Below are 23,455 nucleotides of genomic sequence, written 5' to 3'. Positions count from 1 at the left end.
CCGCCCATCCTAGAGCGGGTGAGCCTCGAGACGGCGAACTTGTTTGCCCCGGGGCTTACTGCCCCCGACTACTGGCCCTGCCCGGCGGTGTACCCCGGCTGTCCGTCGAAGGTGTAGAGATGCTCGGTCTTCACGAAGTCCAGCCCCACCCCCGAGACGCGGGCGAGCAGCGCCAGCACGTCCGCCGGGGTGAGGGGGCGTTCCCCCTGCCACAGGAAGCGGCAGCGCCAGTGGTCCGAGCAGGTGGTTTCCGGGAGGCCCTGCGGCCAGACCTTGACCCCTCGGTTGGAGATCATGTCGAGCTTCCAGTCGGCATTCGCGGCCTGCCCGAGCTGCGTGCCCAGCACGTCCGGCTGACGGTCGGCCTCCCGCCAGTCCAGGAAAACGTCCACGCCCACCAGCACCTTCTCGGCGCGGGTCCTGGGCTTGACCTGCACCCCAATCCTCGGGGCCACCTCCCCACTCACGGCAGGCAGGCGCCCCGGCAGCTGGCCCAGGCGGTCGATCACGGCCTGCGCGAAGTCCTGGGTGCCCACCCGCCGGGTCGTGTGCTCGCCCGCGATGTCCCCGGTGTGGATGCCGTCCTCCAGCGTCCGCAGCCAGGCGTTCAGCACCCGCGCCGCCACGTCCCCCTGCCCGAGATGGGTGAGCATCAGGGCCGCCGCGTTCAGCAGGCCGCTGGGGTTGGCCTTGTCCTGCCCGGCGATGTCGGGGGCGCTGCCGTGGACCGCCTCGAACAGCGCCACGCTCTGCCCGATGTTCGCGCTGCCCCCCAGGCCCACCGAGCCCGCCACCTCCGAGGCGATGTCGGAGAGGATGTCCCCGTAGAGGTTGAGCGTCACGATCACGTCGAAGGTCTCGGGCCGGGCGCCCAGCCGCGCCGCGCCGATGTCCACGATCATGTGGTCGGCGGTGAGGTCGGGGTACTCACGCGCCACCTCGTCGAAGACCCGGTGGAAGAGGCCGTCGGTGAGCTTCATGATGTTGTCCTTGCTCATCGCCGTGACCTTGCGCCGCCCGTGGGCCCGCGCGTACTCGAAGGCGTAGCGGATGATCCGCTCGCAGCCGTCGCGCGTGACCAGCTTCAGGCACTGGTACACCTCGTCGGTCTGGCGGTGCTCGATCCCCGCGTACAGGTCCTCTTCGTTCTCGCGCACGATCACGAGGTCCATCTCCGGGTGGTGGGTGACGACGAAGGGCGCGTAGGCCCGCGCCGGACGCACGTTCGCGTACAGCCCCAGCGCCTTGCGCAGCGTCACGTTCACGCTCTTGTACCCGCCGCCCTGTGGGGTGGTGATGGGTCCCTTGAGCAGCACCCCGGTGCGCCGCATGACCTCCCACGCTTCGGGGGCGACCCCCGAGTTCACCCCGCGCAGGTAGACCTCCTTCCCCACCTCGACGGTGTGCGGCTCGATCCGCGCTCCCGCCGCCTCCAGCACCCGCAGCGTGGCGCGCATGATCTCCGGCCCGATCCCGTCCCCGGGCGCGACGGCGATGGGCGTCAGGGTGGGCGTGGGGGAGGTGTCGGCAGGGGAGAGGTTGGTCTGGGGGGCAGTCATGTTCATGAGTTCTCCTTGGAGTTGGAAACGCAGGCTCCCTAACTGGGGCCATAATAACGAAAAAGTTTTCGTGTATTGCACTTCGTCCTTTGCACCCGGTACAGTCGTGAAGGGACGACCGGCGCCCACCCTGCACCCATGACCACCGCCCCCGACAGCCAGTGGACCTTCCTGACCAACCACAGCCACGTTTTGCTGTGTTTGGTGCGCGAGCCGGGCGCCACCCTGCGGCGGGTGGCCGATCTGGTGGGGATCACCGAGCGGGCGGTGCAGCGGATCGTGCGGGACCTGGAGCAGGCGGGGGTGATCACGCGCCGCCGCCAGGGCCGCCGCAACACCTACACGGTGGACCCGGGCTTCCACCTGCGTCACCCGCTGGAGGCCCACCGGACGGTCGGGCACCTGCTGGCGCTCCTGGAAGAGGCGCCCGAGGTGGAATCTGCTGCCCGGCCCGCCTGACGTGGGAATAACGTGCAACTCGACCTGCCGCCGGAGCACGGCTGTTTTAGGCTGGGTCCATGACGGCGCCGCTCGACCCCACCGTGGACCTCACCCTGGACGAACTGCTAGAACGCTACGCCACCCTGCGTGACACGCTGCTGGGGCTGGAACTGGAGCGCGACGAACTCGCCGCCCGGATTAAGGCGGCCCTCGCGTCTGGGGCCCGCGCCGAGACGGACCTCTACCGCGCCGAACTCAAGGTCTCGCGCCGCGTGGAGTACCCCGTCGAGCACTTCCGCGAGGTGTTCGGCGACGCCGCCGCGCTGGAGGTCGCCACCATCGACCGCCGACGGGCCGAGGCGCTGGCGAAGGCGGGCGACCTCGACCCCGAGCGGCTGCGGGAACTCGCCGTGGTGAAGGAAACGCAGTCGCTGGTGCTGATCCCGAAGACGCGGTGAGGGCTGAGCCACCGCTCAGGACAGGGCCTCAGCGCGCGTTTCGAAAGTCGGACGGGGGTTCTCAACGACACGATGAGGACGAGTTTTCTGCTCCTCCCCCTCGCGGGGGACGGGGACAGCTCGCACAGCGAGACTCGCAGAGCTGCGCAGCAGGGGGGCGAACGCAGACGACCTCCCGGCGCACTCCACTGACGATGAGGATCCTTTTCAAACAGGTTCTCAGAACACCTTGCCCCCGAGCTTGGCCTCCCGCATGGAGGTCAGGGCAGTCGCCTCCCCGCTCGCGGCCCCCGGAGACTGCACGCCGAGAATCAGCACCTCCGAGGTCACGGCGCCGATCCGGCGCGGCTCGAAGTTGAGCACCCCTACCACCTGACGCCCCAGCAACTCCTCGGGCGCATGCCCGGTGAAGCGGCCCACGCTGACCCGGCGCCCGTACTTCCCGAAGTCCACGGTCGGGCGGTACGACGCTTTCGGGGCGCTCGGCTCCACCTCGACCTCCACCACGCGCCCCAGGCGAATGTCCAGCCGACCCAGGATGTCCTCGTACGTCACGGTGGTTTTCAGGTCCGTCGCCATTCCAATCACACTCCTCGTTCGTCTCGTTTGGGGGCACACCCGGCGGCGGCTGGCCCTGCGCGGGAACAGCATGCCATCGGGACGAATCCACTGTCCGAACGCTGGCCGGCGATGGACCGGCCCGGGGGAGGGGCGGCAGGGCCGGAGCAGGAACACCCGCGATCCTCCCGGAGCCCGGTCTCGACCGCGCGTGGTAGGGTTCGCCATCGTGGAAGAGGCCCCTGCGGTCACCGTGCAACCCACCGTGCGCGCCTATGCGGAGAGCCTGGGGGCTCACGGGCGTCTGTGGCTGGACTCGCTGCCCGCCCTGCTGGGGCGACAATGCCGCGAGTGGGAGCTTGGGTTGGGGAACACCCTGCCCGGCGGCAGCCGTTCCTACGTCCGCCGCGTCACCACCCGTGACGGGCGGCGGGCCGTCCTCAAGCTGGCCCTGCCGGAGCCCATCCTGACCACACAGATATCCACCCTCGTGGCGGCGCGGGGTCACGGGTACGTCCAGGTGTTGGCCCACGACCTCGACCGGGGGGCCCTCCTCCTGGAATCTCTCGGGCCGTCCGCCGGGGAGGCGGTGCGCGACGTGCCCACCGTGCTGGCGCTCACCGCCGGGACGCTACGGCAGGCCTGGCGGGTGCCACGGGAAGTCTGTCTCCCCCCACAGGGCGAGTCCGGGCACAAGGCCGCCGGGCTCCTCGCCCTCGTGCGTGACCTCGCCGAGGAGAGGGGAGACCCGGAGCTTCAGGTGGTGGTCTACCAGGCGTTGCGCTACGCCCGCGAGAGGTGGGAGGCGCGCGATCCCGCACGGCAGGTCGTGGTCCACGGTGATCCGCACGCGGCGAACCTGCTGCGGGTGGAGGGGGCCCGCCCGGGTGCGGAGACCGGGTACGTGTTCGTGGACCCCGAGGGCTTCCTGTGCGAACCGGAGTACGACCTAGGGGTCGCCCTGCGAGGCTGGAACACGGAACTCCTGGCCTCCAGCCATCCGAACTCGGAACTGCGCTCCTGGTGCGAGCAGATGGCGTGGGCGACCGGGACCGACGCCGAGGCGATCTGGCAGTGGGCCTACCTGGAGCGGGTCTCCTCCGGGCTCTACCTGGGTCACCACGGCCTGCCCGACCTCGGCGCTCCTTTCCTGACGGTGGCCGGGAGGCTGCTCACGAGTGTCTGAGCCGCGATCCCGCTAGTCCTCCCCCTCGTCCAGCAGCACCTCCACCGTCACCACGTCCCGCCACTCGCCATCCAGCCGGGCGTGGCGGCGGTGAAGGCCCACCTCGCGGAAGCCGCACCGCGCGTGCAGGCGGCGGCTGGCCGCGTTGTCCACGAAGACGCGGCTGGTGAGCTTGTGCATGCCCGTCTCCCGGGCTGCGTTCATCAGGGCTCGCAGGGCGGCCTCACCGTAGCCCCGGCCCCGCGCCTCCCGCGCCACGTAGACTCCGTGATCACCGATGGTCGCGTATGCCTCCCGGGTGCTGTAAGGGCCGCTCCAGGCGAAGGCGACGACTTTTCCGCGCTCATCCAAAGCCACCACGGCAGGATGCGGACCGCGCAAGCGTTCGGCCACCTCATCCTCCGTTCTCTCCCGCGCCTCGAAGGTGGCGATCCGGTCCGCAATTCCCTCGTTGTAGATGCGGGTGACGGCGGGAGCGTCGTCCGGCGTGGCCGCTCGGGTGGCAGGCATGGGCGGAGGATGCCACACGGACAAACCAAAAAAGCATTGCCGGTGAGCAGCGGCACCCAGAGATCATCCCTTATGGCTGCTGCCTTCCGGCCCTGACCAGGTTCAGGCGTCCCCGCTGCGCTGCGCCAGCAATGCGACGCGGAGTGTAGCACACGTCCCGGCGGCGCGGTTGGGAAGCGGCGCGGCAAAAGGGCACCGCCGGAACCCTGGAGATTCCGGCGGCCCGTTGGTGCTGGAGATGGGACTTGAACCCACACGCCTCGCGGCGCTAGCACCTCAAGCTAGTGCGTCTACCAATTCCGCCACCCCAGCAAAGGTGAAGCGAAAGGAATGATAGGGGCCGCCCCCCGCCTTGTCAACTGCCGAACCTTGTCTCCCGGCCCCGGCGTGCTAAGCTACCCGCCGCCGCCGTGAGCGGTCGGGCAGGTCCGCCAGTGTTCATCCCCTGGGGACCCCTTTGGCCCGGCTGCCCCGCGCGGGACTCCATAACAAGAGAGGTACTACGTGATCGACAAGAAGCAGACCATCCAGGCTTTTGCCACCAGCGAAAAGGACACCGGCAGCACCGCCGTGCAGGTCGCCCTGCTGACCGAGCGGATCAACAACCTCTCCAAGCACCTGACCGAGAACAAGAAGGACAAGCACGGCCAGCGCGGCCTGCAACTCCTCAACGGCCAGCGCCGCCGCCTCCTGAAGTACCTGGAGCGCACCGACTACGACGGCTACATCGCCCTCACAGACCGCCTGAGCATCCGTCGCGGCCAGCGCGTCGTTCGCTAAAAGCGTACGGTTGGGCCGCCCCTGGGATTTCCGGGGGCGGTTTTCTTGTGGTGGAGGGCGCCGGGAGCCTGACTAACGGTCCTCCAGCCGGGGGCGGGCTCTGTCCGGCGCCCCTCGCCAATCACCGTCCGGGATCGGGACCACACCGGGCCGGGCGAGGCGGGGAGCGTTCGCGTACACGTAGACCCAGGCGGCTTGACGTTCGCCGCCTGCCAGCGTCACGGTCACCCGCTCCCGTGTGTAGAGGGGCGGCACCTCGTCCACGCCCTCCAGCGCGTCCAGGAAGGGGAGGGCCGCCTGCCAGTCCCCGGGGGCGTAGGTGAGGGCATACCCGCACACCCTGTCCTCCGCCCCGCCGGGAACGACCGCCGGGTATGCCTCGGGGAGGAGGTGCAGGAGGCGGAAGCCGGGGAGGCGGGCGGGCCGGGCCTCGAACGCACCGCCCTGCGCGGCGACGTGGGCGTTGCGCTCGCCGGGCATCAGGGTGCCGTAGACGAAGACGCGGGTGAGGGGCTCCTGGGTCACGCGGGCCATGCTAGCGGGAGATCACAGGCGGTTGCCCCGGGGCTGGTGGAAGTACACCCGCCCGACCACAGTCGCCTCCTCGGGCTTGACGGGAGGGTGGTCGGGGTTGTCGCTCGTGAGCCAGACGTGGGGGCCGTACCGGCGCAACCGCTTGACGGTCAGGCCCAGGCCGGGGACGTGCAGGACGTAGATGCGGCCCTCGCGCAGGTCGAGGTCGCCGGGGTCCACGTAGATGCGGTCGCCGGGGCGGATGCCGCCCGTGCCGCCCTCCCCCGTGCTCATGGAGTCGCCCTGCACCTCCAGCACGAGCATCCCCGGGCGGAACTCGCGCCCCGGGACGAGTTCGTGGTCGATCACGCTGCCGTGGTCCTCGGAGAGCGGCAGCCCCGCCGACGCGAGCGCCCGCACGGGCACCCGGATCAGGTCGAGGGTGGTGAGCAGCTCGTCCCCGGTCCCCGGGGTGCTCAGCAGCGGCAACCCCGTGCGCGCTACCCACTCGCTCGCGCTGATCTCCAGGGCGCGGCGCAGGGCGTCCTGCCGCGCGGGAGTCAGGGCGTTCAGTGGCCTCGTCCCGCGTTCCAGGCGGCTGAGGTACGGCTGGGTCACGCAGCCCGCCTCGCCCCCGTGTAGGGCCGTGAGGCGGGCCACCTCGTCCTGGCGCAGGCCCAGGTCAGCCCGGCGCTCGCGCAGCCAGTGGGGCAGATCGGAGAGGGAAGCGGTCATGTGAGGAGTCTAACCTGTGCAAAAAGCCACAACTGGAATAACTAGGCTTGACGGTATGACCACAGGCATATTATGTTGATGACGTATCTGAGCCGCCTGAGTTGGCGCACATGCGGACACTCGTCTTCCGTCTTCCTCTCCGCCGGGCCTCACCCGTTCCTCCCTCCGGGGGGAGGGGTCGCCGTCCTCACTCCCCACCTGCCTCAGGAGGCTTCCATGAGCGACGTTGCCCCCCTCCTCGACCTTCTTCCTGTGCTGGGCATCGCGTTCGGGGCGGGGGGCGTGACCCAACTCGCGCGGCAGCTCGCCCGCAGTGATCCCCCGCGTGCCCGGCGGGTGCTGGCGCTGGCGGCGGCGGCGGGCATCGCGGCGCTGACGGTGGTGGCGCTGCTGACCGCGCTCCTGCGGCCCCCACCCGTCCCGGCGCTGCTGCTCGCCGCCGCCTGCGTGACGGGCTGGAGCGGGCCGGGCATCCTGACCCGGCTGGGGGGCGTGATCGAGCGCAGGCTCGGGCTGGCCGCCCTGGACCCCGAGGATCTGCCGCGCCGGAACGGAAGACACCGCACATACCGCCACGATTAAAACAATCAGACTGAAGCATGAACGCTGTACGCCCCGCCGCCGCGCGCGGCCTGATGGTGCTTTCCACCCTGCTGCTCGGTGGCGTGGCCGCCCGCGCCCAGACGACTCAGGCACCGGCAGCCGCGCCCTCCTCCGCGACCACGCCCGCCGAGCGCCGCGCCTCCACGCCCGCGCCCCTGAGCCAGGCGGACAAGACCGCGCTCGACGCCCTGTACCGCAAGCTGCGCCCGGCTACCCTGCGGATCGAGGACTGCCCGCCCACGAACTGCCGCCAGCCGAACGGGGTGGGCACCGCCTTCCTGATCGGGGACGGCTACGCGCTGACGGCGTACCACGTCGTCTTCGCCTCGAAGACCCTGAGTGCCCAGACGCTCGACAAGAAGCGGTACGCGGTGCAGGTGGTCGGCTACGACGACCAGTCCGACCTCGCCCTGATCCGGGTGAACGTGCCCAATGGTACGCCCTTCATGCCGCTGGCAGCGAACAGGCCCGCCGTGGGGGACTCCGCGCTCGCCATCGGCAACGGGGGCGGCGACTTCCTGGTCTCGAAGACGGGGCGCCTCACCGGCCTCGACAGCGACGCGGGGCGCGCGGACTTCCCGCCCGGCACCCTGGAACTCAACGCGCAGCTCATCCCCGGGGACAGCGGCGGCCCGATCATCAACGCCCGGGGCGAGGTCATGGGCGTGGTGAGCTATATCAGCGTCGGGGGACCGCGCGGGGGCCGCATCACCGCCTACGCCGTGCCCGTCACGAAAACCGACGACAAGCTCGCCGCTCTGCGCCGGGGCGAGAAGCGCGACGCGCCCGTCATCGGCATCGGCCTGACCCCGCAGCTCGACTTCGCCTTCGCGCTCCCCGCCGACAAGTTCTCGGAGTTCAACCGCGTCTTCGACCTGGGCCTCGGCGACACCCCCGGCGCCTTTTTCACGAACGTCGTGCCCGGCAGCCCCGCCGCCAAGGCGGGCCTCCAGCCGCTCACCCTGAACGAGCAGGGCAAGCGCGTCTCCGGTGACCTCGTGACCGCCGTCAACGGTCAGTCCATCGCCAACTTCTCCGACTTCCAGTACGCGGTGCGCCGCTACCACCCCGGCGACACCGTCACCCTGACCGTGCTGCGCGCCGGCAAGAGGATCGAGGTCAAGCTCACGCTGGCCGCCCGCCCCCAGGTGCAGGTCCAGAACTAACGGGCCTCATCCTCCCGGCGCCGGACGAACGCCTCTCGTCCGGCACCTTCTCTTGGCGCCCGGCCTGGCCCCCTACCCTTCACCCTTTCCTCACAATGCGCCTCACCGAACACTGTCGTGCTTGGGAGGGTGAGCAAACTACGGTTGCTCACCTTCGTTCGACGTTCAGCAGTCCCAGTTCCAGGGAGGTTCACCCATGAAGAAAGTCCTCATGTTCGCTCTGCCCCTTGTCGTCGCGTCCTGCGGGGTGCTGGGCGTCAAGACGTTCATGCTCGGCGAGCAGCCCGCCGCCGGGGACCTGAACCCTGCGGGCATCGTGACCTCCCGGCGTTCGGGCGACTCGGTGCTGACGACGGCGAAGGTCACAGGGCTGCGGGCCAACCAGTATTACGTGGCCCACTACCACAACCAGGGCACGGCGAGCACCGACCCTTGCAAGAGTGGCGGCCCGGCCATCATGAGCAGCAAGATCGTGGGGCAGACCGACGGGACGGGCATCCTGACCCTCGACGGCAGCGCGCCCCGCGCGGACATCGCGCAGGCGACCTACTTCAACATCCACACCGCGAGCGACGCGCAGGGCACGCCCGCCGACCCCGGCGTGGCCTGTACGGCGGTGACGATCCCGTAACCTTCCCTCGGCCCGCCCGCGCCCCGGCCCCTGCGAGGTCGGGGCGCGCTGCGTTACCCTGCCCCCATGAGCCTGCGAATTCTGGGCGGCAGCGCGAAGGGCCGCGTGCTGCACGTGCCCCCCAGCGCCCGGCCCAGCGGCGCCCGGGTACGCAAGAGCCTGTTCGACCTCCTTGCCACCCGGCAGCCGGAGGGCCGCTTCCTGGACCTGCACGGCGGCAGCGGGGCCGTGGGGCTGGAGGCCGCCAGCCGGGGGTACGAGGTCACCCTGATCGAGAAGGACGCCCGCGCCGTCCGCACCCTGGAGGCCAACGCCCACGCCCTGGGACTGACCGTCCGCATCCTGCGCGGGGATGCGGGGGCCCTGCTCGGGCGCGTGGGCGAGTTCAACGTAGTATTCAGCGACCCGCCCTACGTGCAGGACATCGGGCGGCTGACGGGGAAGCTCCTCGCCTCCGGGGTGGTGGCCCCCGGTGGGCTGCTCGTCTGCCAGCACCCGGGGCAACTGCGCCTGCCCGAGCACCCCGGCTTCGAGCGCGAGGAGCGGGTGTACGGCAGTAACGTCCTCACGCTGTACACACGTCCCCCGGGCGGGGCTACACTCGGGGCCACATGAACGCCGTTTTCCCCGGCTCCTTCGACCCCATCACGAGCGGGCACATGGACGTGCTGACGCGGGCGTCGCGCATCTTCGACCACGTGACCGTGACGGTCATGCACAACGCACGCAAGCAGGGCCGACACCTCTTCGACCTCGACGAGCGGCTGGGCATCCTGCGCGAGGCGACCACCCATTTTGGGAACGTCAGTGTGGACTCCTTCGGCGGCCTGCTCGTGGACTACATGCGCCAGCAGCAAAAAGGAATCATCGTGCGCGGCCTGCGGGCGGTCAGCGACTACGAGTACGAGCTTCAGATCGCCCACCTCAACCGCCAGATCGGCGAGGTCGAGACGATCTTCATCATGGCCGCGACCCGCTGGAGCTTCGTCAGCTCCACGATGGTGCGCGAGATCGCCAGCTACGGCGGCGACATCAGCGAGATGGTGCCCCGGGCGAGTGCGGCCGCCCTGAGACGCAAGTTCGCCGAGGTGTACGCCGAGCGGGAGGCCGAGATGCGGGGGGAGGGGGGATGAACCGAAAGCGGGAGGCCGCGCAACCCCTTCGCCCGGCCTCCCCGCCTGAACTTCAGACGAATTGCTTCCTGCCCTCCGCCGCCTGCCGCAGCGCCTCCGCCCGGTCGGTCTGCTCCCACGGGAACTCGGGCCGCCCGAAGTGCCCGTAAGCGGCCGTCTGCGCGTAGATCGGGCGCCGCAGGTCGAGTTGTTGAATGATCGCCTGGGGCCGCGCGTCGAAGTGCTCGCGCACGAGGTCGGCGAGGAGATCGTCGCTCACCACGCCGGTTCCGTAGGTGTCTACCCGCAGCGAGACAGGGTGCGCCCGCCCGATGGCGTAGGCGACCTCCACCAGGGCCCGCCGCGCCAGCCCCGCCGCGACCACGTTCTTGGCGATGTAGCGGGCGTAGTACGCCGCCGAGCGGTCGACCTTCGTGGGGTCCTTGCCGCTGAAGGCGCCGCCGCCGTGGGGCACCGCCCCGCCGTAGGTGTCCACGATGATCTTGCGCCCGGTCAGGCCCGTGTCGCCGTGCGGCCCGCCGATCACGAACCGGCCGCTGGGGTTGATGAAATACTTCGTCTCGTCGGTCAGCAGCTCGGCCGGGATCACCGGGCGAACCACGTGCTCGATCATGTCGGCGCGAATTCTTTCCTGGCTCACGCTCTCGCCGTGCTGGGTGCTGATCACGACCGTGTCCACGAAGGTCCGGGTGGCCTCGTGGACGCCCGCCGCGTTCGCGGGCAGGTCGCGCACGACCGTGACCTGCGCCTTGGCGTCGGGGCGGAGGTAGGCCAGGGTCAGCGCCCGTTCCTGCTCGGGGCTCAAGGTCTCGCCCCGGGCGCGCGCCTCCTTCGCCTCGTTGGCCGCCTTGCGCAGCTCGGCGAGCCTGCGCGTGAGTCCGTGCGCGAGCGAGATGGGCAGCGGCATGAGTTCGGGGGTCTCGTCGGTGGCGTACCCGAACATCAGGCCCTGGTCGCCCGCGCCGATGTGGCTGGGGGCGTTCTCGGGACGGGCCCGCTCCTCGTCCGACATCGCGCGCCATTCCTCGGACTCGTTCACGCCCCCGGCGATCTCCGGCGACTGCTCGTGGAGGGCGACGAGCACGGCGCTGTACTCGGCGTCGAAGCCGTAGTTGGCGCGGGTGTAGCCCACCTTCATCACGGCGTCGCGCACGGTCTTTTGCACGTCCACCCGGGCCTGCTGCGCGGTGACCTCGCCCGCCACGACGGCCATGCCGGTCGTCAGCAGGGTCTCGACCGCCACGCGCGCCGTGGGCTCCTGCCGCAGGAACTCGTCGAGCAGGGAATCCGAGATGAAATCCGCGAGCTTGTCCGGGTGGCCTTCCGACACCGACTCCGACGTGTAAAACTTCCGCATGTTCGCTCCTGTACGCGCGGGGAGGCGTCTCGCAGAACGGCCTGGAGAGGGATGTCGCCCCGGTCCCCGCGCGTCCCGCCCCGCGTGAGGAGGCGGCACCGGGGCAGCCTAACGCACCCGGGCGCGGGGGAAAAGGACGAAAGGCGGAGATGTCTGCGGAACCCGGCTTGAGGAGTGTTCTGCGGCAAGCGGAACCCTGACCTGCCCACTCCTCCCATTTCTTTTGGCTCACAGGTCCAGCGTCCGGGGAGAACAGGCTGTACCGCCGAGACAGGTGTGGGTTGAGCGGGGCCCCAGGCCGATCGCCTTGAAATAGGATTCACACTCCACACGCCCCTATGAAGATTTTCACATCATGTGTATTCTAAGGGCACTCAAGCTCGACAGTTCAGAACAGGAGAACTGGTCGTGAGGCAGGGCTTGCCGGTCTGTCTCCACGGAGAAGGAGAACTCATGGAAAAACGACGTCCAGCTCATTCCACCATCACCTTCCCGCTGGTACTGCTGCTGAGTGTGGGGCTGATGGGGTGCAGTCAGCAGAGCGCCGTGACGCCCACGCTGGCCCCGGACACCCTGCACCTTGAAGCCGAGGAGGGCACCATCAGCCCGCTTGCCCCCCAGGAGATCGCCGATCCCCGCTCGGGCGGCCGTATCATCCGTGACCCGAACGCCCAGGGTGGGAAGGCCGTCATCTTGCTGGGCACCAACGACAACGTGCGTTTCAAGGTCCCCGGCAACGTCAAGGCCGGGCGCTACACCGTGTCTGTCCAGGGACGGGGTGAGAACTTCCAGGGCTGGCCCATCGTGGACCTGAACGACGCCAATCAAAAGCGGCTGGCGGTGGCGACGCTGGACTCGGCAACGTACGTGACGCGCCCATTCGGGGACTTCGACCTGAAGCCGGGGCAGGTGTTCAACCTGTCGTTCATCAACGACCTGTACGAGGTCCAGGGCAAGGATCGCAACGCCATCGTCGATTACCTCCTGATTGAACCTGCCCAGTCCACGCTGCCGTCTCCTCTCCCGCCCCCTGCCGTCAACCAGCCTCCCGTGATCTCCCTCAGGCCGCTGAACAATGGGGACTTGCCCAACAGTGGCACGTACTACACCAGCGGTGTCAACTACTACGAGGACGATCACAACATCACGCTCGAAGCCGACGCCTCGGACCCGGACGGCAAGGTCGCCAGGGTCGAGTTCTTCTGGGAGGGGCAAAAGATCGGCGAGGACACCACTGCGCCCTACACCTTCATCTACGGGCGTAATTTCGAGCCCGACACGGCCTATCCGTACTCCTTCTCCGCTAGAGCCGTCGATGACCAGGGGGCGGTGACCAGCACACCAGAGCGCGCGCTGACTGCCCTGTTTGGTCGGCGGGAGACCCGCACCATTTTCCCCTTGCTGCCGTATCAGGCCATCAATTTCGGCGGCCCCGCCTCGGGGGTCAACAGGTACAACAGGGACTTGTTTTACAACCGAATCTTTTACTCGGCGGGCGACGCGGGGGGGTTTACGACCAACGGCACGCCGACCATGCTGTCAGCGGAGACACCTCTGGTGCCGTCCAACGCGGCGACAGCTGTGGTGCCGTACATCATCGATCCCGAGCGGGAGGCGCTGATTCGCAGTGCTGTGTCGCGCCGGGGTGGATTGGAGGTGAAAGTGCCGGTGCCCAACTCGACCTACGACGTTTACCTCTGGGTACGTGCGGAGGACACGACGCCTTACGACATCCAGATGGAGGGCCAGAGCGTGTCCCGCTTCGATCCCAAGGAGGCGGCGCGTTGGGACAAACTCGGTCCCTTCGTGGTGACTGTGACTGACGGCGTGCTTAATGTGGCGAGCACCGGCACCGCCACGGCCAACTTCTCGGCCATTCAGCTCTGGCGGCGTCCTCAGGTGGGGGATGGGGCTCCTACGGTTTCCTTCGACCCTGGCACTCCCAGGGAGGGGGTCGCCGGTCAGCCGCTCTCGCTGTCGGTGGAAGCCTCGTCCGGCGAAAACCACATCGAGCGGGTCGAGTTCTTCGCCAAGAATCCGTATAGCAGCGCCAGCCGTGTCTTCAAGATTGGGGAAGCGATCAGTGCTCCTTTCAATATCGTGTGGCAGTACCCCCCGCAGGGGGATTACTCGGTGAGCGCGGTGGCGTTTGACAGTCAAGGGCAAATCGGCTCCAGCGGACGTTCTATCTACTTCCGGTAAGCTCGGCAGGTCACCGACCGGGAGCCCGGCCTTCACCTTGAGGTTCCTTTCCCCTTGAAGCGGCGGACGTGAACACAGGGGCGGTCCTCTCCGTTGCCTTTCCCGCGCGGCGTTCCCGCTGCCAGTGGAGGTGCAGGGTGTCGAGCGCGTCTTGGGCGAGGACGCCGCCGCTTTCCCAACCGAGCCCAAAAGGAAAAACCCCCTCCTGGAGGGGGTCTTTTTGGCGCCCGAAGAGATTCGAACTCCTGGCCTTCTGATCCGTAGGTGGAAGCTCGCCCCTCTCCGGGAGCGAACAACGCGTTGTTTCTCCCCCTGTCCCGTTGAAACTGGGTGCTGTTCACCCCCTCCAAGGCTGGCCGTACAAGGCACGGGTAAGGCACGGCCTGCCCTGTTCAGCCGAGAGCACTCCCCATCCCCCTCCTCTGCGGGGGCCCCCAACACCTGGAGTTGCTAACTGCGGCTCACCCACTCTTCACGTCCACGTCGCGCGCCCGAGTTACCTGCGGGGGTCCGGCCAGCAACTCGCCGAAGCGGGCGCTGAACTGGCGGTAGTGCCCGCTCTCCCCGTGAGCCTGTACCGCTGCGTCATCCGCGAAGCGTTCCATCACATGAAAGCGCGTGGCCTCGCCCTCGCCGTCCTCCACCACGTCGTACCGCAGGCAGCCGCTTTCCGCGCGGGAGGGTGGGGCGATCTCTTGCAGGGCAGCGCGCAAGGTTTCCGCCTGGCCGGGCTGGGGGGTGAGGGTGGCGATCAGGTTGATGGCAGGCATGGCGTTCTCCTTGTGCAAGAGAGCCAGCCGCCCGGAACCCCCCGACGGCTAGCAGGATTTGCGTTCTTCACTTCCGGCGGGCGAGCGCCACGGCCAGGATGATGATCGCGCCGCGGATGATCAGTTGCTGGCTGTACTCCAGCCCCATCAGGATCAGGCCGTTGTTGATCAGGCCGATCATCAGCGCCCCCAGCACCGCGCCGAACACCGTGCCCGCCCCGCCCAGCAGCGGCGTGCCGCCCAGGATGACGGCCGCGATGACCGAGAGTTCGTCCCCCTGCCCCCACTGGAAGCGGCCCGAGTTGAGGCGACCGGCGTAGAGCATCCCGGCGAGCCCCGCCACCGTGCCCGAGGCCAGCAGCACCATGAACTTCGTCTTCGCCACGTTGATCCCGCTGTAGCGCGCGGCGGTCGCGTTGCCGCCCACGGCGAGGACGGAGCGGCCGAAGGCGGTGCGCCGCAGGATGAAGTGCCCGACGGCGAGCGCCAGCAGCGTCCAGACGAAGAGGGACGGGATGGGGCCGAGGTCGCCCGAGCCGAAGAAGTTGTTGAAGGCGTCGTTCAGGATCGGCACCGGGGCGGTCGCCGTGATCCACTGCGCGACGCCGTTGGCGATGCCCAACATGCCGAGCGTCACGAGGAAGGAGGGGATGCCCAGCCCGGTCACCAGCGAGCCGTTGATCAGCCCGACGAGCGCGCCGCCCAGCAGGCCAGCGGCGGCGCCCCCGACCGGCCCAAAGTGCGGAATGGCGAGCGCGGCCAGCACCGACGAGAGGCCCGCCACACTGCCCACCGACAGGTCGATCTCGCCCGAGGCGATCACGAAGGTCATCGCCACCGCCATCACCGAAATCGTCGCCGTCTGCCGAACGATGTTCAGGAGGTTGGTGCTGGAGAGAAAGCCCGCGTCGCGTAGGAAGATCGAGAAGAAGATGAACACGAGCGCAAAACCTACATAGACGACGTAGGAGCGCCAGTTGGCGAGCAAGGACGGCCGGGTGCGTGAGGCGCTAGGCAGGGTGGACTGGGTCATGGGGGGTGCCTCCTTGCAGGGCGTGGTGCAGGTCTTCTTCCCGCGCGATGGTTTCGCGCATCAGGTTCCCGGTGACGCGCCCGCCCTGCACCAGCAGCACGCGGTCCGAGGCGGCGAGCAGTTCCTGGAATTCCGACGAGATGATCAGGACCGCCTTGCCCAGGTCCGCCAGGTCGCGGATCAGGGCGATGATCTCGGCCTTGGAGCCGATATCCACGCCCGCCGTCGGCTCGTCGAGGATGAGCACCTGGGGATCGTTCCCGAGCCACTTGGCGAGCACGATCTTCTGCTGGTTGCCGCCCGAGAGGAGCCGGGTCTGCTTGTCGGGGCCGTCGGTCTTGATGCGCAGTTGCCCGATCAGCTCACGGGCGTAGTCCCTGCCGGAGCGGTCCTGCATCACCCCGCGCGACTCGAAGCGCCCCAGTTGCGGGAGGAGCAGGTTGGCGTACACGGAGTGGTCGAGCACCAGGCCCTGCACCCGGCGGTCCTCCGGCACGAGCGCGAAGCCGTGCGCGATGGCCTGATCGGGGCGGCGGTTGCTGACCTCCCTGCCGTTCAGGCGGACGGTGCCCCCGGTCGCCCGCCGCACCCCGAAGAGCGTCTCGGCCAGTTCGGTGCGCCCGGAACCCATCAGGCCCGCCAGGCCCACGATTTCGCCGGGGTAGACGGTGAAGGACACGTCCTGCACGGCGGGCGGGGCGCTGAGGTTCTGGACTTCGAGCAGCGGCGCGGCGGAGCGGTTCACCTTCCGGGGCTTCCACTCCAAGGCGCCCTCCATGCGGCGGCCCACGATGTTCTCGATCACGTCCTCGATCCGCAGGCTCTTCGTGGGCTCGCTGAGGACCGCCTTCCCATCGCGCATCACCGTCACGCGGTCGGCGACCTGGAAGACCTCCTCCATGCGGTGCGTGATGTAGACGATGGCGATGCCGCGCGCCTTGAGCCCCTCGACCAGCCCGAAGAGGGTCGTCACCTCGGTCGCCGAGAGGGCGGCGGTGGGCTCGTCCATGATCAGCACGCGGGCGTTTTTCGACAGCGCCTTGGCGATCTCGGTGAGCTGCCACTCGCCCGTCGAGAGGTCCTGCACCGGGCGCGTGGGGTCGATGTTCACGCCCATCTCGCGGAAGATCTCGCGCGAGCGGCGCACGGCCTTGCGGTCGCTGATCGCCCCGAACGCTCCTCTAGGCTCGCGGTTCAGGAAGATGTTCTGCGCCGCCGTGAGCGTCGGGACCAGGCTGAACTCCTGAAAGATCATGGCGATGCCGTGCCGCTCGGCCTCCGAGGGCGTGTTCAGGTGGACGGGCTGGCCGTTCACGAGAATCTCGCCGCCGTCGGGCTGGTAGACGCCCTGGAGAATCTTCATCAGGGTGGACTTGCCCGCCCCGTTGCCGCCCATCAGGGCGTGGACCTCCCCGGCGCGCAGCTCGAAGTCCACGCCCTCCAGCACGCGCACCCCGTTGAAGCCCTTGTTGATGTTGCGCAGGAGGACGGGCAGGGGGGCGGTGAGGGTCCCCGTGGGCGTCGTGGTCGTTGCCGTGGTCATGTCGTCACCTCCTTTCGGTGGGAGGACGGGCCTAAGCGTCCGGCCCGTCCCCGAATCTCCATTCCTCAGACCGTGACCGGCTCGACCTCGACCTCACGGCGCTGCTGGGCCGAGCGCACAATGGCGTCCGCGATCAGCTCGGTCTTGTAGCCGTCCTCGAAGTTGGGGCGGACCGCGGTGCCCTCGGTGACCGCCCGGAAGAAGTCGTACGCCTCGATGATCTTCGTCTCGCCGTAGCCGATGCCGAGCGCGGGGATGGGCCACAGCCCCTCGCCGTAGGGGTGCGCCGGGCCGGTGTACACGGTCCGCAGGCCGCGGGCGTCGGCGGGGTCGGAGTTGAAGAACACCTGGAGTTCGTCGCGGCGCTCGTAGTTGAAGAAGATGGTGCCTTCCGTGCCGTGAATCTCGAAGGTGATGTAGTTGTTGCGCCCCCAGGCGTTGCGGGTGGCCTCCAGCGAGCCCACGGCGCCGTTCTCGAAGCGCAGCAGCGTCAGCACCTCGTCGTCCACGTCCACCTTGCCCTTAGGACCGGAAGCGTTCTTGTCGGACGCGCCCAGCTTGTCCGCCCCGCCCGATTGCAGCGGACGCTCGTGGATGTAGGTGTGCATCATGGCGTTCACGGCGCTGATCTCGCCCACGAGGTAGCGCGCGAGGTCCACGACGTGCGTGCCGATGTCCCCGAGGGTGCCCGAGCCCGCGATGTCCTTCTGGAAGCGCCACGAGAGCGGCCCGCTGGGGTCCGCCGACCAGTCCTGCAGGTAGGTGCCCCGGAAGCTGAGGACGCGCCCGATGCGGCCCTCCTCGATGTACTTCCGCGCCAGCGCCACCGCCGGGGTGCGGCGGTAGTTGAAGGCGACCATGTGAACGACGCCCGCCCGCCTCACGGCGCCCAGCATCGCCTTCGCCTCGGCGACGGTGGGCGCCAGCGGCTTCTCGCAGAGGATGTGCTTCCCGGCCTGCGCGGCGGCGATGGCGATTTCCGCGTGCGAGTTGTTGGGCGTGGCGATGTCCACGACGTGGATGTTCGGGTCCTCGATCACCCGGCGCCAGTCCCCGGTCGAGTTCTGGAAGCCGAAGCGCTCGGCGGCGGTGCGCGCCAGGCCCTCGTTCACCTCGGCGATGGTGTGGCGAACCGGGATGGCGGGCGCGGGCCAGAAGAACATAGGCATGGCGGCGTACGCGAGCGAGTGGGCCTTGCCCATGAAGCCGCCGCCGATCAGGCCGACGTTGATCTGGGGAATGCTGGAGGTGGTCATGGTGGTGCCTGCCTTTCGGTGTTATGGGAAAAGAAGAGGCGTCAGCGAATGCTTTCCTGCTCCCCTCTCCCCCTGCGGGAGAGGGGCCGGGGGTGAGGGGGCCACCGGGCAACCCAGCCGCCCCACACCCCTTCCCGCCTTACTTCAGTTCCGACTGAATCTCGCTGGGGAGCGTCTGGTTGTAGACCTGCTTCCAGGCGGAGGCCAGGTTGTCGCGCGTGACGGGCAGGGCGTTCAGGGCCACGTAGGCGGGCGCCTTCTTGCCCAGCAGGCCGTAGGCGGCGAGATTGGCCTCCGTCACGCCCGCGTCGTAGGGGCGCTGGGCGCCGAGGCCCTTGACGATGCCGTTCTTGCGGCCCATGTCCAGGGCGACGTTTTTGCCCAGGTCCATCGTCGCCACGATCAGGTCCTTGCGCCCGGCGGTGCGCGCCGCGCTGAGCACGCCCTCGGCGGGCACGTCCCACACGGCCCAGATCGCGTTGAGGTTGGGGTAGCGGGTCAGCATCGCGTTTGCCACCTTCTCGGCGTCACCCGCGAAGTCGGGGCCGCCGATGCCCTGCTCGGCCACGACCTTGATGCCGGGATACTGCTTAATGGTGGACTTGAAGGCGTCGTAGCGCTGCTTGGTCACGAAGAAGTCCGCCGCGTGGTAGATGATGCCGATGTTGCCCTTGCCCTTCAGTTGCTGGGCGAGCAGGTGCGCCGAGGCCACGCCGTTGCCGTAGTTGTCGGAGGACACCACGCTCACGTAGTCCTTGCCCGCCTTCATGCCGCTGGGCACGTTGTCCATGAACACCAGCTTCACGCCCTGTTTGGCCGCGTTCCGGTAAGCGCTCGCCGTCGCCACCGGGTCAGTCGGGATAGACACGATGATGTCGGGCTTGCGGGCCAGCACCGTCTCCAGGTCGGACACCTGCTTCTCGGGCTTGAAGTTCGCGTCGGTCACCGCCACGACCCGGATGCCGAGTTTGGCGAACTGCGCCTTCAGCCCGTCCACCTGCGCGTTGCTCCAGTCGTTGCCCCCGTAGTGCAGCACGATGGCGGCGGTCGCGTTCATCCCCTTGACCTTGGCGATCTCGGCGGGCGTGAGCTTCACCTGCGAGGCAGACGAGGCGGTCTCGCCGTTCGGGCCTTTGGAAAAGACCTTGCTCGTGAGCTGCTTGAGGGCGGCCTGAGAGTTCACGCCCTGCGCGAGGGCGACGGAGACCAGGGCGGTGGCGGCGAGGGCGATCTTGGTCGTGTGCTTCATGGCTGTCCTTTCAGGAACACTGGGGCTGGGGAGTCGGGTCAGTCGGCGGGGGTGGGCTGGGCGGCCTGGCGCGCCTGAAGCCACCGGAGGCTGCGGGCGGCGGCGGCCTTGGGGTCCGGGTGGGCGTCGAGTTCGACCGTCACCCAGCCGTCGAAGCCGATCTCCTCCACGGCCTCCCAGATCGCGGTCATCTCGGGGTCCTCGTCCAGCGGCAGGAAGTTCAGGGGCTCGCGCTGAAGACCTTTGAGGTGGATGTAGGGGATGCGGGGGGCGTACTTGCGGATGAGGGCGGGCACGTCGTTCCCCCCCGCCGCGAGGTGCGCGGTGTCCGGGCACAGGCCGATGCGGCTCTGGGACATGACCTTTTCCAGCGCCTCGGGGCCCTCCACGATGGTGCCGAGGTGCGGGTGGTACAGGGCGGTCAGGCCGTACCGCTGGGCCAGTTCCGCCGCTCGGTCGAGGTTCTGCGCGAGTTTGGTGTAATCCTCCTCGCGCGGGCCACCGTGCCGCTTGGCCCCGCCCCCCAGCACCAGGAACTCGGCGCCGAAGGTCTCCCCGATCTTCGCGGCCTCCTCGATGCGCCAGAACTCGTCCTCCAGCACGTCGTCGTAGATGAAGTTCGCGCCGGAATACACGGCGATCAGGCTGAGGTTCCCGGCCCGGAGGAAGGCCCGGAACTCGTCCTCGCGCCCCCGGTAGGCCACGAGGTTGCCGTCGAAGAGTTCGACGCCCGTGAAGCCCGCCGAGGCGATGTCGCGCAGGGCCTCCTCGTCCGAGCCGGGGGTGAGGTAGAAGAGGTCCTTGATGCTCGTGACGCCCGCCGGGTGTCCGACGACGCCTCCCCAGGTGTTGGTCTGATAGCCGAATTTCATGCCTGTCCTCCTGATGAGGGCCGCGAGGGTGCGGCGCCGGAAACGTGCGGCGGGTCGGTCCACACGCGGTGCAGAACTCGCGTCTGGCTTCGGAAGGGGTCCTTCGGTGTGACATGAGGCTAGTGGGAACCCCTTTTCCGCACATCCCGAGGATTTGGGGAAAACCGCACACGCGATTTGGGGGGTAGGGAGACCCCCAGGTTTGGGGGGAAGGTAGGGGGGTGTCGCTGGGCTCCCCTGTGGCGGCTCCAAACGAGCGGGAACACTGGTTCATGCGAGAGACACCCGTGCCCCTCCGTGGCAAGCCAAGAAACGGGCGCGGATGTCTCAAAGGGGAAAAGAACGTCTACAACAACGAAAACCCCTCTATCCGCAGGGTTGCGAGGCAGAGGGGGTAGGGATTTGAGGAACTGCGGGGCGAAACGGGCACGGCGTCAGGGGGCCAGGCGGGGCGTCCAGGCACCTCCCCGGAGAAGAGAAAGACTGGCATGACTGCGGTTTCTTCTGGAGAGCAACCCGCCCCCTACCGCGCCACTTCCTGCCGGGTGTCCACCCAGCGGCCCTCCGTGTGGCTCTGGAACGCCGCCTCCACGAACCGGGCGGCGGCGAGGCCGTCCTCGAAGGTGGCGATGCGGTCGCTCCCCGCCCCACCTAGCCCCGTGTAGAAGGTGCGGATGACGTTGGTGATCGCGTCGGGGTAGCCTTCCGGGTGACCGCCGGGATAGTGGGTGAAGGCGCTGCCCGGGTCCTTGAGGCGCACGGTCCGCACGTTCTCGCGGGTGCCGATCTCGATCTCCTCGGGGCGCTCCTGGCGCCAGACCGCCGCGCCGCGGGTGCCCTGCACCTCCAGCTCCAGGTCGTTCTTGTGGCCGGGCGCGACCTGCGCCAGCTCGAAGTTGGCGTGGACGCCGCCCGCGTACTCGACGAGGAGGCTCGCCTGGTCCTCGGTGGTGACGGTGAAGGGCTCGGTCTGCCCGCCCCCCTGGGCGAAGGTCTGCACCTCCCCGACCGGACGCCGCCTTTCCGGGTGCAAGGTGGTGAAGCGCGCGAACACCCGCTCGGGCTCCCGGCCCGTCACGAAGCGGGCGAGGTCCGAGAGGTGCGAGCCGATGTCGGACACGGCGCGCGTCTCCCGGGCGGGGGCACCCACCCGCCAGTTGAAGTCGGTCGCGTAGAGCAGCCAGTCTTGCAGGTAGTGACCGCGCAGGTAGGTCACGTCGCCCAATTCGCCGCCCCGCACGATCTCGCGCAGGGTCTGCACGGCGGCGTAGCCCCGGTAGGTGAAGTTCACCGCCGCCCGCCGCCCCGCCTGCCGCGCGGCCAGGAGCTGCCGCTCGCACTCCTCGACGGACACCCCCAGCGGCTTTTCCGAGAAGACGTGCTTGCCCGCGGCGAGCGCCCGCAGATTCTGCCCGGCGTGAACGTCGTTCGGGCCACACTGGTGAACCACCGTCACCTCGGGGTCCACGAGCAGTTCGTCCAGGCTGAGATACGGGCGCAGACCGAGTTTGGCGGCCTCCCGGCGGGTGTAGCCCTCCTCGTGGCCGAGGACGCCCGCGATGGGCACGTTCAGGCGGCGCAGGGCCTCAATGTGGGCGTGGCCGATGAAGCCGATGCCGATGACGGCGGCGCGCGGCTGGGAAGGGTCGGGCTGGGTCATGGGGTCACTCCTTGTCGGGCGGGGGCGGCGGGTTCGACTTCCGCGAGGTCCACCCAGCGCCTCTCGCCGTGGCTCCTCACGGCGGCGGCGACGGCCAGGGCGGCGGCGTGGCCGTCCGCGAAGGTGGGGGACTCGGCCCCCTCCCCCGCGAGGCTGGCGTAGAAGGCGCGGATGCCGTTGGTGAGAGCGTCGGGGTAGCCCTCGGGGTGGCCGGGGGGGTAGTGGGCGAGGGCGGCGGCGTCCGGAACCAGGAGGGCCGTCTTGTGGACCACCTCGTCCGGCCCGCCCGCCCGGCCCAGCCACAGTTCCTCCGGGCGCTCCTGACGCCAGCGGGCGCTGGCCCGCGTGCCGATCAGCTCGATCTCCAGGTCGTTCCGGTGTCCGGCATACACCTGTGCGACCTCGAAGGTGGCGCTCACGTCCCCGCCGTACTCGACGAGCAGCGTCGCCTGGTCCTCGGCCTGCACGGGGAAGGGGACAGGCCCGTCCCCCAGCGTGCCGGGCCGGTAGCGGACCCCGTGCATCTGCGCCAGCCGGGCGAGGACCCGCGCGGGCTCCAGGCCGGTCACGAAGCGGGCGAGGTCCAGCAGGTGCGAGCCGATGTCCCCCAGGGCGCGGGTCTCTTCGGCGCTGGCCTCCAGGCGCCAGTTGTAGTCGCCCGGCGAGAGCAGCCAGTCCTGCAGGTAGTGGCCCCGGATGAAGCGCAGCTCGCCCAGTTCGCCCGCCCGGACCCGGGCCCGCAGTTCGCGCACCATCGGGTAGTTGCGGTAGGTGAAGTGGACCCCGTGCCGCAGCCCCGAGGCGCGGGCGAAGTCGAGCTGGCGCCGGGTCTCCCCGGCGGTGACGCCCAGCGGCTTTTCCGAGAAGACGTGTTTGCCCGCCTTGAGGGCGGCGAGGTTGAGTTCGACATGCACGTCGCTGGGCGCGCAGTCGTGGACGACGGTGACCCGGGGGTCGTGCAGGGCCGTCCAGGTGTCCGGGTACGGGCGCACCCCGAAGCGGCGGGCGACGTCCTCGGTGTGCTCGGGGGCGGAGGCGATCACGCCCGCCACGGGAATGCCGAGGCGGCGCAGCGCCTCCAGGTGGGCGCGGGCGGTGAAGCCGCCGCCGAGGAGCAGGGCCACCGGGCCAACAGGTTGGGTCTCTGGGTTTGGCATGGTCATGATCCGGCGGGAGTGGAAACGGTTTGAAGGGGGCTGGTCGTACGCCCCGAAGGTAGGTCGACTGGCGGTCCCCGCAC

At 69.1% G+C, this 23,455-nt stretch carries 24 protein-coding genes, 1 tRNA gene and 1 other RNA gene; 10 read left to right on the top strand and 16 right to left on the bottom strand.

Annotated features, from left to right (window positions below; translation table 11 throughout):
- Positions 1 to 68 precede the first annotated feature (68 nt).
- The gene (locus DAETH_RS13225; RefSeq protein ID WP_264775343.1) at positions 69 to 1,565 is read right to left on the bottom strand and encodes an NADP-dependent isocitrate dehydrogenase; all 1,497 of its coding nucleotides are present in this window, start codon (positions 1,563 to 1,565) and stop codon (positions 69 to 71) included.
- Positions 1,566 to 1,697: 132 nt separating this feature from the next.
- Between DAETH_RS13225 and DAETH_RS13220 the strand changes: the two genes are divergently transcribed.
- Together DAETH_RS13220 and DAETH_RS13215 are read left to right on the top strand one after the other, a co-directional pair.
- On the top strand, positions 1,698 to 2,018 hold the full coding sequence (locus DAETH_RS13220; RefSeq protein ID WP_264775342.1) for a helix-turn-helix transcriptional regulator: 321 nt from the start codon (positions 1,698 to 1,700) through the stop codon (positions 2,016 to 2,018).
- A 59-nt stretch (positions 2,019 to 2,077) separates the two neighbouring features.
- The gene (locus tag DAETH_RS13215) at positions 2,078 to 2,458 is read left to right on the top strand and encodes a hypothetical protein (RefSeq protein ID WP_264775341.1); all 381 of its coding nucleotides are present in this window, start codon (positions 2,078 to 2,080) and stop codon (positions 2,456 to 2,458) included.
- Between the two features lie 219 nt (positions 2,459 to 2,677).
- Here DAETH_RS13215 and DAETH_RS13210 read toward each other — a convergent pair whose 3' ends face one another.
- Positions 2,678 to 3,037, bottom strand: coding sequence for a tRNA-binding protein (locus DAETH_RS13210; protein WP_264775340.1), 360 nt, complete (start codon positions 3,035 to 3,037; stop codon positions 2,678 to 2,680).
- Between the two features lie 208 nt (positions 3,038 to 3,245).
- On the opposite strand from DAETH_RS13210, the gene DAETH_RS13205 reads away from it, so the two are divergent.
- Positions 3,246 to 4,202: an aminoglycoside phosphotransferase family protein gene (locus tag DAETH_RS13205; RefSeq protein WP_264775339.1), complete on the top strand. Its 957-nt coding sequence runs from the start codon at positions 3,246 to 3,248 to the stop codon at positions 4,200 to 4,202.
- Positions 4,203 to 4,214: 12 nt separating this feature from the next.
- Here the strand turns inward: DAETH_RS13205 and DAETH_RS13200 are convergent, their stop codons facing one another.
- From DAETH_RS13200 to DAETH_RS13190, 3 genes are all read right to left on the bottom strand, one after another.
- Positions 4,215 to 4,712, bottom strand: a complete 498-nt coding sequence (locus DAETH_RS13200; protein ID WP_264775338.1) for an arsinothricin resistance N-acetyltransferase ArsN1 family A — start codon at positions 4,710 to 4,712, stop codon at positions 4,215 to 4,217.
- A gap of 33 nt (positions 4,713 to 4,745) precedes the next feature.
- Positions 4,746 to 4,844, bottom strand: an RNA gene (gene ffs, locus DAETH_RS13195) — signal recognition particle sRNA small type.
- A gap of 95 nt (positions 4,845 to 4,939) precedes the next feature.
- Positions 4,940 to 5,024, bottom strand: a tRNA-Leu gene (locus DAETH_RS13190).
- 192 nt (positions 5,025 to 5,216) lie between these two features.
- Here DAETH_RS13190 and rpsO point away from each other — a divergent pair.
- Positions 5,217 to 5,492 carry a 30S ribosomal protein S15 gene (rpsO, locus tag DAETH_RS13185; RefSeq protein WP_264775337.1) on the top strand — a complete coding sequence of 92 codons (276 nt, stop codon included), beginning with the start codon at positions 5,217 to 5,219 and terminating at the stop codon, positions 5,490 to 5,492.
- Positions 5,493 to 5,564: 72 nt separating this feature from the next.
- Here rpsO and DAETH_RS13180 read toward each other — a convergent pair whose 3' ends face one another.
- Positions 5,565 to 6,017, bottom strand: coding sequence for a gamma-glutamylcyclotransferase family protein (locus DAETH_RS13180; RefSeq protein ID WP_264775336.1), 453 nt, complete (start codon positions 6,015 to 6,017; stop codon positions 5,565 to 5,567).
- A 21-nt stretch (positions 6,018 to 6,038) separates the two neighbouring features.
- Positions 6,039 to 6,740 carry an XRE family transcriptional regulator gene (locus DAETH_RS13175; protein ID WP_264775335.1) on the bottom strand — a complete coding sequence of 234 codons (702 nt, stop codon included), beginning with the start codon at positions 6,738 to 6,740 and terminating at the stop codon, positions 6,039 to 6,041.
- Between the two features lie 216 nt (positions 6,741 to 6,956).
- Here DAETH_RS13175 and DAETH_RS13170 point away from each other — a divergent pair, with 216 nt between their 5' ends.
- From DAETH_RS13170 to coaD, 5 genes are all read left to right on the top strand, one after another.
- Positions 6,957 to 7,322 (top strand): hypothetical protein, encoded by a 366-nt coding sequence (locus tag DAETH_RS13170; RefSeq protein ID WP_264775334.1) that lies wholly within the window; start codon positions 6,957 to 6,959, stop codon positions 7,320 to 7,322.
- 17 nt (positions 7,323 to 7,339) lie between these two features.
- Entirely contained in the window at positions 7,340 to 8,509 is a 1,170-nt protein-coding gene (locus tag DAETH_RS13165) for a S1C family serine protease (protein ID WP_264775333.1), read from the top strand.
- Between the two features lie 196 nt (positions 8,510 to 8,705).
- A complete protein-coding gene (locus DAETH_RS13160; RefSeq protein ID WP_264775332.1) occupies positions 8,706 to 9,140 on the top strand; it encodes a superoxide dismutase in 435 nt (144 codons plus the stop codon).
- A 66-nt stretch (positions 9,141 to 9,206) separates the two neighbouring features.
- Positions 9,207 to 9,755: an RsmD family RNA methyltransferase gene (locus DAETH_RS13155; protein ID WP_264775331.1), complete on the top strand. Its 549-nt coding sequence runs from the start codon at positions 9,207 to 9,209 to the stop codon at positions 9,753 to 9,755.
- On the top strand, positions 9,752 to 10,273 hold the full coding sequence (gene coaD / locus DAETH_RS13150) for a pantetheine-phosphate adenylyltransferase (protein ID WP_264775330.1): 522 nt from the start codon (positions 9,752 to 9,754) through the stop codon (positions 10,271 to 10,273). Before DAETH_RS13155 ends, coaD begins: the two co-directional genes overlap by 4 nt.
- A 52-nt stretch (positions 10,274 to 10,325) precedes the next feature.
- Here coaD and metK read toward each other — a convergent pair whose 3' ends face one another.
- Complete coding sequence (metK, locus tag DAETH_RS13145; protein ID WP_264775329.1) at positions 10,326 to 11,630, bottom strand: methionine adenosyltransferase; 1,305 nt, start codon at positions 11,628 to 11,630, stop codon at positions 10,326 to 10,328.
- 453 nt (positions 11,631 to 12,083) lie between these two features.
- Here metK and DAETH_RS13140 point away from each other — a divergent pair, with 453 nt between their 5' ends.
- Positions 12,084 to 13,832 carry an Ig-like domain-containing protein gene (locus DAETH_RS13140; RefSeq protein ID WP_264775328.1) on the top strand — a complete coding sequence of 583 codons (1,749 nt, stop codon included), beginning with the start codon at positions 12,084 to 12,086 and terminating at the stop codon, positions 13,830 to 13,832.
- Between the two features lie 461 nt (positions 13,833 to 14,293).
- Here DAETH_RS13140 and DAETH_RS13135 read toward each other — a convergent pair whose 3' ends face one another.
- From DAETH_RS13135 to DAETH_RS13100, 8 genes are all read right to left on the bottom strand, one after another.
- Positions 14,294 to 14,602 carry a putative quinol monooxygenase gene (locus tag DAETH_RS13135; RefSeq protein WP_264775327.1) on the bottom strand — a complete coding sequence of 103 codons (309 nt, stop codon included), beginning with the start codon at positions 14,600 to 14,602 and terminating at the stop codon, positions 14,294 to 14,296.
- Between the two features lie 67 nt (positions 14,603 to 14,669).
- Positions 14,670 to 15,635 (bottom strand): ABC transporter permease, encoded by a 966-nt coding sequence (locus DAETH_RS13130; RefSeq protein WP_264775326.1) that lies wholly within the window; start codon positions 15,633 to 15,635, stop codon positions 14,670 to 14,672.
- A complete protein-coding gene (locus tag DAETH_RS13125; RefSeq protein WP_264775325.1) occupies positions 15,613 to 17,178 on the bottom strand; it encodes a sugar ABC transporter ATP-binding protein in 1,566 nt (521 codons plus the stop codon). Before DAETH_RS13125 ends, DAETH_RS13130 begins: the two co-directional genes overlap by 23 nt.
- 65 nt (positions 17,179 to 17,243) lie before the next feature.
- Positions 17,244 to 18,434, bottom strand: coding sequence for a levoglucosan dehydrogenase (locus tag DAETH_RS13120; protein WP_264775324.1), 1,191 nt, complete (start codon positions 18,432 to 18,434; stop codon positions 17,244 to 17,246).
- Positions 18,435 to 18,573: 139 nt separating this feature from the next.
- Positions 18,574 to 19,683: a substrate-binding domain-containing protein gene (locus DAETH_RS13115; RefSeq protein ID WP_264775323.1), complete on the bottom strand. Its 1,110-nt coding sequence runs from the start codon at positions 19,681 to 19,683 to the stop codon at positions 18,574 to 18,576.
- Between the two features lie 38 nt (positions 19,684 to 19,721).
- The gene (locus DAETH_RS13110) at positions 19,722 to 20,555 is read right to left on the bottom strand and encodes a sugar phosphate isomerase/epimerase family protein (protein WP_264775322.1); all 834 of its coding nucleotides are present in this window, start codon (positions 20,553 to 20,555) and stop codon (positions 19,722 to 19,724) included.
- 523 nt (positions 20,556 to 21,078) lie between these two features.
- Positions 21,079 to 22,215, bottom strand: coding sequence for a Gfo/Idh/MocA family protein (locus DAETH_RS13105; protein WP_264775321.1), 1,137 nt, complete (start codon positions 22,213 to 22,215; stop codon positions 21,079 to 21,081).
- A complete protein-coding gene (locus DAETH_RS13100) occupies positions 22,212 to 23,378 on the bottom strand; it encodes a Gfo/Idh/MocA family protein (protein ID WP_264775320.1) in 1,167 nt (388 codons plus the stop codon). Before DAETH_RS13100 ends, DAETH_RS13105 begins: the two co-directional genes overlap by 4 nt.
- Between the last annotated feature and the right edge of the window lie 77 nt (positions 23,379 to 23,455).

It is taken from the genome of Deinococcus aetherius, assembly GCF_025997855.1.
Classification (GTDB): domain Bacteria; phylum Deinococcota; class Deinococci; order Deinococcales; family Deinococcaceae; genus Deinococcus; species Deinococcus aetherius.
The sequence above is the reverse complement of the archived record's forward strand: the minus strand, read 5'-3'. Positions and strand labels throughout refer to the sequence as shown.

Excerpts from the sequence above, each read along its gene's own strand:
- DAETH_RS13225 (WP_264775343.1), bottom strand. The coding sequence starts at position 1,565 with ATGAACATGACTGCCCCCCAGACCAACCTCTCCCCTGCCGACACCTCC.
- DAETH_RS13220 (WP_264775342.1), top strand. The coding sequence starts at position 1,698 with ATGACCACCGCCCCCGACAGCCAGTGGACCTTCCTGACCAACCACAGC.
- DAETH_RS13215 (WP_264775341.1), top strand. The coding sequence starts at position 2,078 with ATGACGGCGCCGCTCGACCCCACCGTGGACCTCACCCTGGACGAACTG.
- DAETH_RS13210 (WP_264775340.1), bottom strand. The coding sequence starts at position 3,037 with ATGGCGACGGACCTGAAAACCACCGTGACGTACGAGGACATCCTGGGT.
- DAETH_RS13200 (WP_264775338.1), bottom strand. The coding sequence starts at position 4,712 with ATGCCTGCCACCCGAGCGGCCACGCCGGACGACGCTCCCGCCGTCACC.
- DAETH_RS13175 (WP_264775335.1), bottom strand. The coding sequence starts at position 6,740 with ATGACCGCTTCCCTCTCCGATCTGCCCCACTGGCTGCGCGAGCGCCGG.
- DAETH_RS13170 (WP_264775334.1), top strand. The coding sequence starts at position 6,957 with ATGAGCGACGTTGCCCCCCTCCTCGACCTTCTTCCTGTGCTGGGCATC.
- DAETH_RS13165 (WP_264775333.1), top strand. The coding sequence starts at position 7,340 with ATGAACGCTGTACGCCCCGCCGCCGCGCGCGGCCTGATGGTGCTTTCC.
- DAETH_RS13160 (WP_264775332.1), top strand. The coding sequence starts at position 8,706 with ATGAAGAAAGTCCTCATGTTCGCTCTGCCCCTTGTCGTCGCGTCCTGC.
- DAETH_RS13155 (WP_264775331.1), top strand. The coding sequence starts at position 9,207 with ATGAGCCTGCGAATTCTGGGCGGCAGCGCGAAGGGCCGCGTGCTGCAC.
- coaD (WP_264775330.1), top strand. The coding sequence starts at position 9,752 with ATGAACGCCGTTTTCCCCGGCTCCTTCGACCCCATCACGAGCGGGCAC.
- metK (WP_264775329.1), bottom strand. The coding sequence starts at position 11,630 with ATGCGGAAGTTTTACACGTCGGAGTCGGTGTCGGAAGGCCACCCGGAC.
- DAETH_RS13140 (WP_264775328.1), top strand. The coding sequence starts at position 12,084 with ATGGAAAAACGACGTCCAGCTCATTCCACCATCACCTTCCCGCTGGTA.
- DAETH_RS13135 (WP_264775327.1), bottom strand. The coding sequence starts at position 14,602 with ATGCCTGCCATCAACCTGATCGCCACCCTCACCCCCCAGCCCGGCCAG.
- DAETH_RS13130 (WP_264775326.1), bottom strand. The coding sequence starts at position 15,635 with ATGACCCAGTCCACCCTGCCTAGCGCCTCACGCACCCGGCCGTCCTTG.
- DAETH_RS13125 (WP_264775325.1), bottom strand. The coding sequence starts at position 17,178 with ATGACCACGGCAACGACCACGACGCCCACGGGGACCCTCACCGCCCCC.
- DAETH_RS13120 (WP_264775324.1), bottom strand. The coding sequence starts at position 18,434 with ATGACCACCTCCAGCATTCCCCAGATCAACGTCGGCCTGATCGGCGGC.
- DAETH_RS13115 (WP_264775323.1), bottom strand. The coding sequence starts at position 19,683 with ATGAAGCACACGACCAAGATCGCCCTCGCCGCCACCGCCCTGGTCTCC.
- DAETH_RS13110 (WP_264775322.1), bottom strand. The coding sequence starts at position 20,555 with ATGAAATTCGGCTATCAGACCAACACCTGGGGAGGCGTCGTCGGACAC.
- DAETH_RS13105 (WP_264775321.1), bottom strand. The coding sequence starts at position 22,215 with ATGACCCAGCCCGACCCTTCCCAGCCGCGCGCCGCCGTCATCGGCATC.
- DAETH_RS13100 (WP_264775320.1), bottom strand. The coding sequence starts at position 23,378 with ATGACCATGCCAAACCCAGAGACCCAACCTGTTGGCCCGGTGGCCCTG.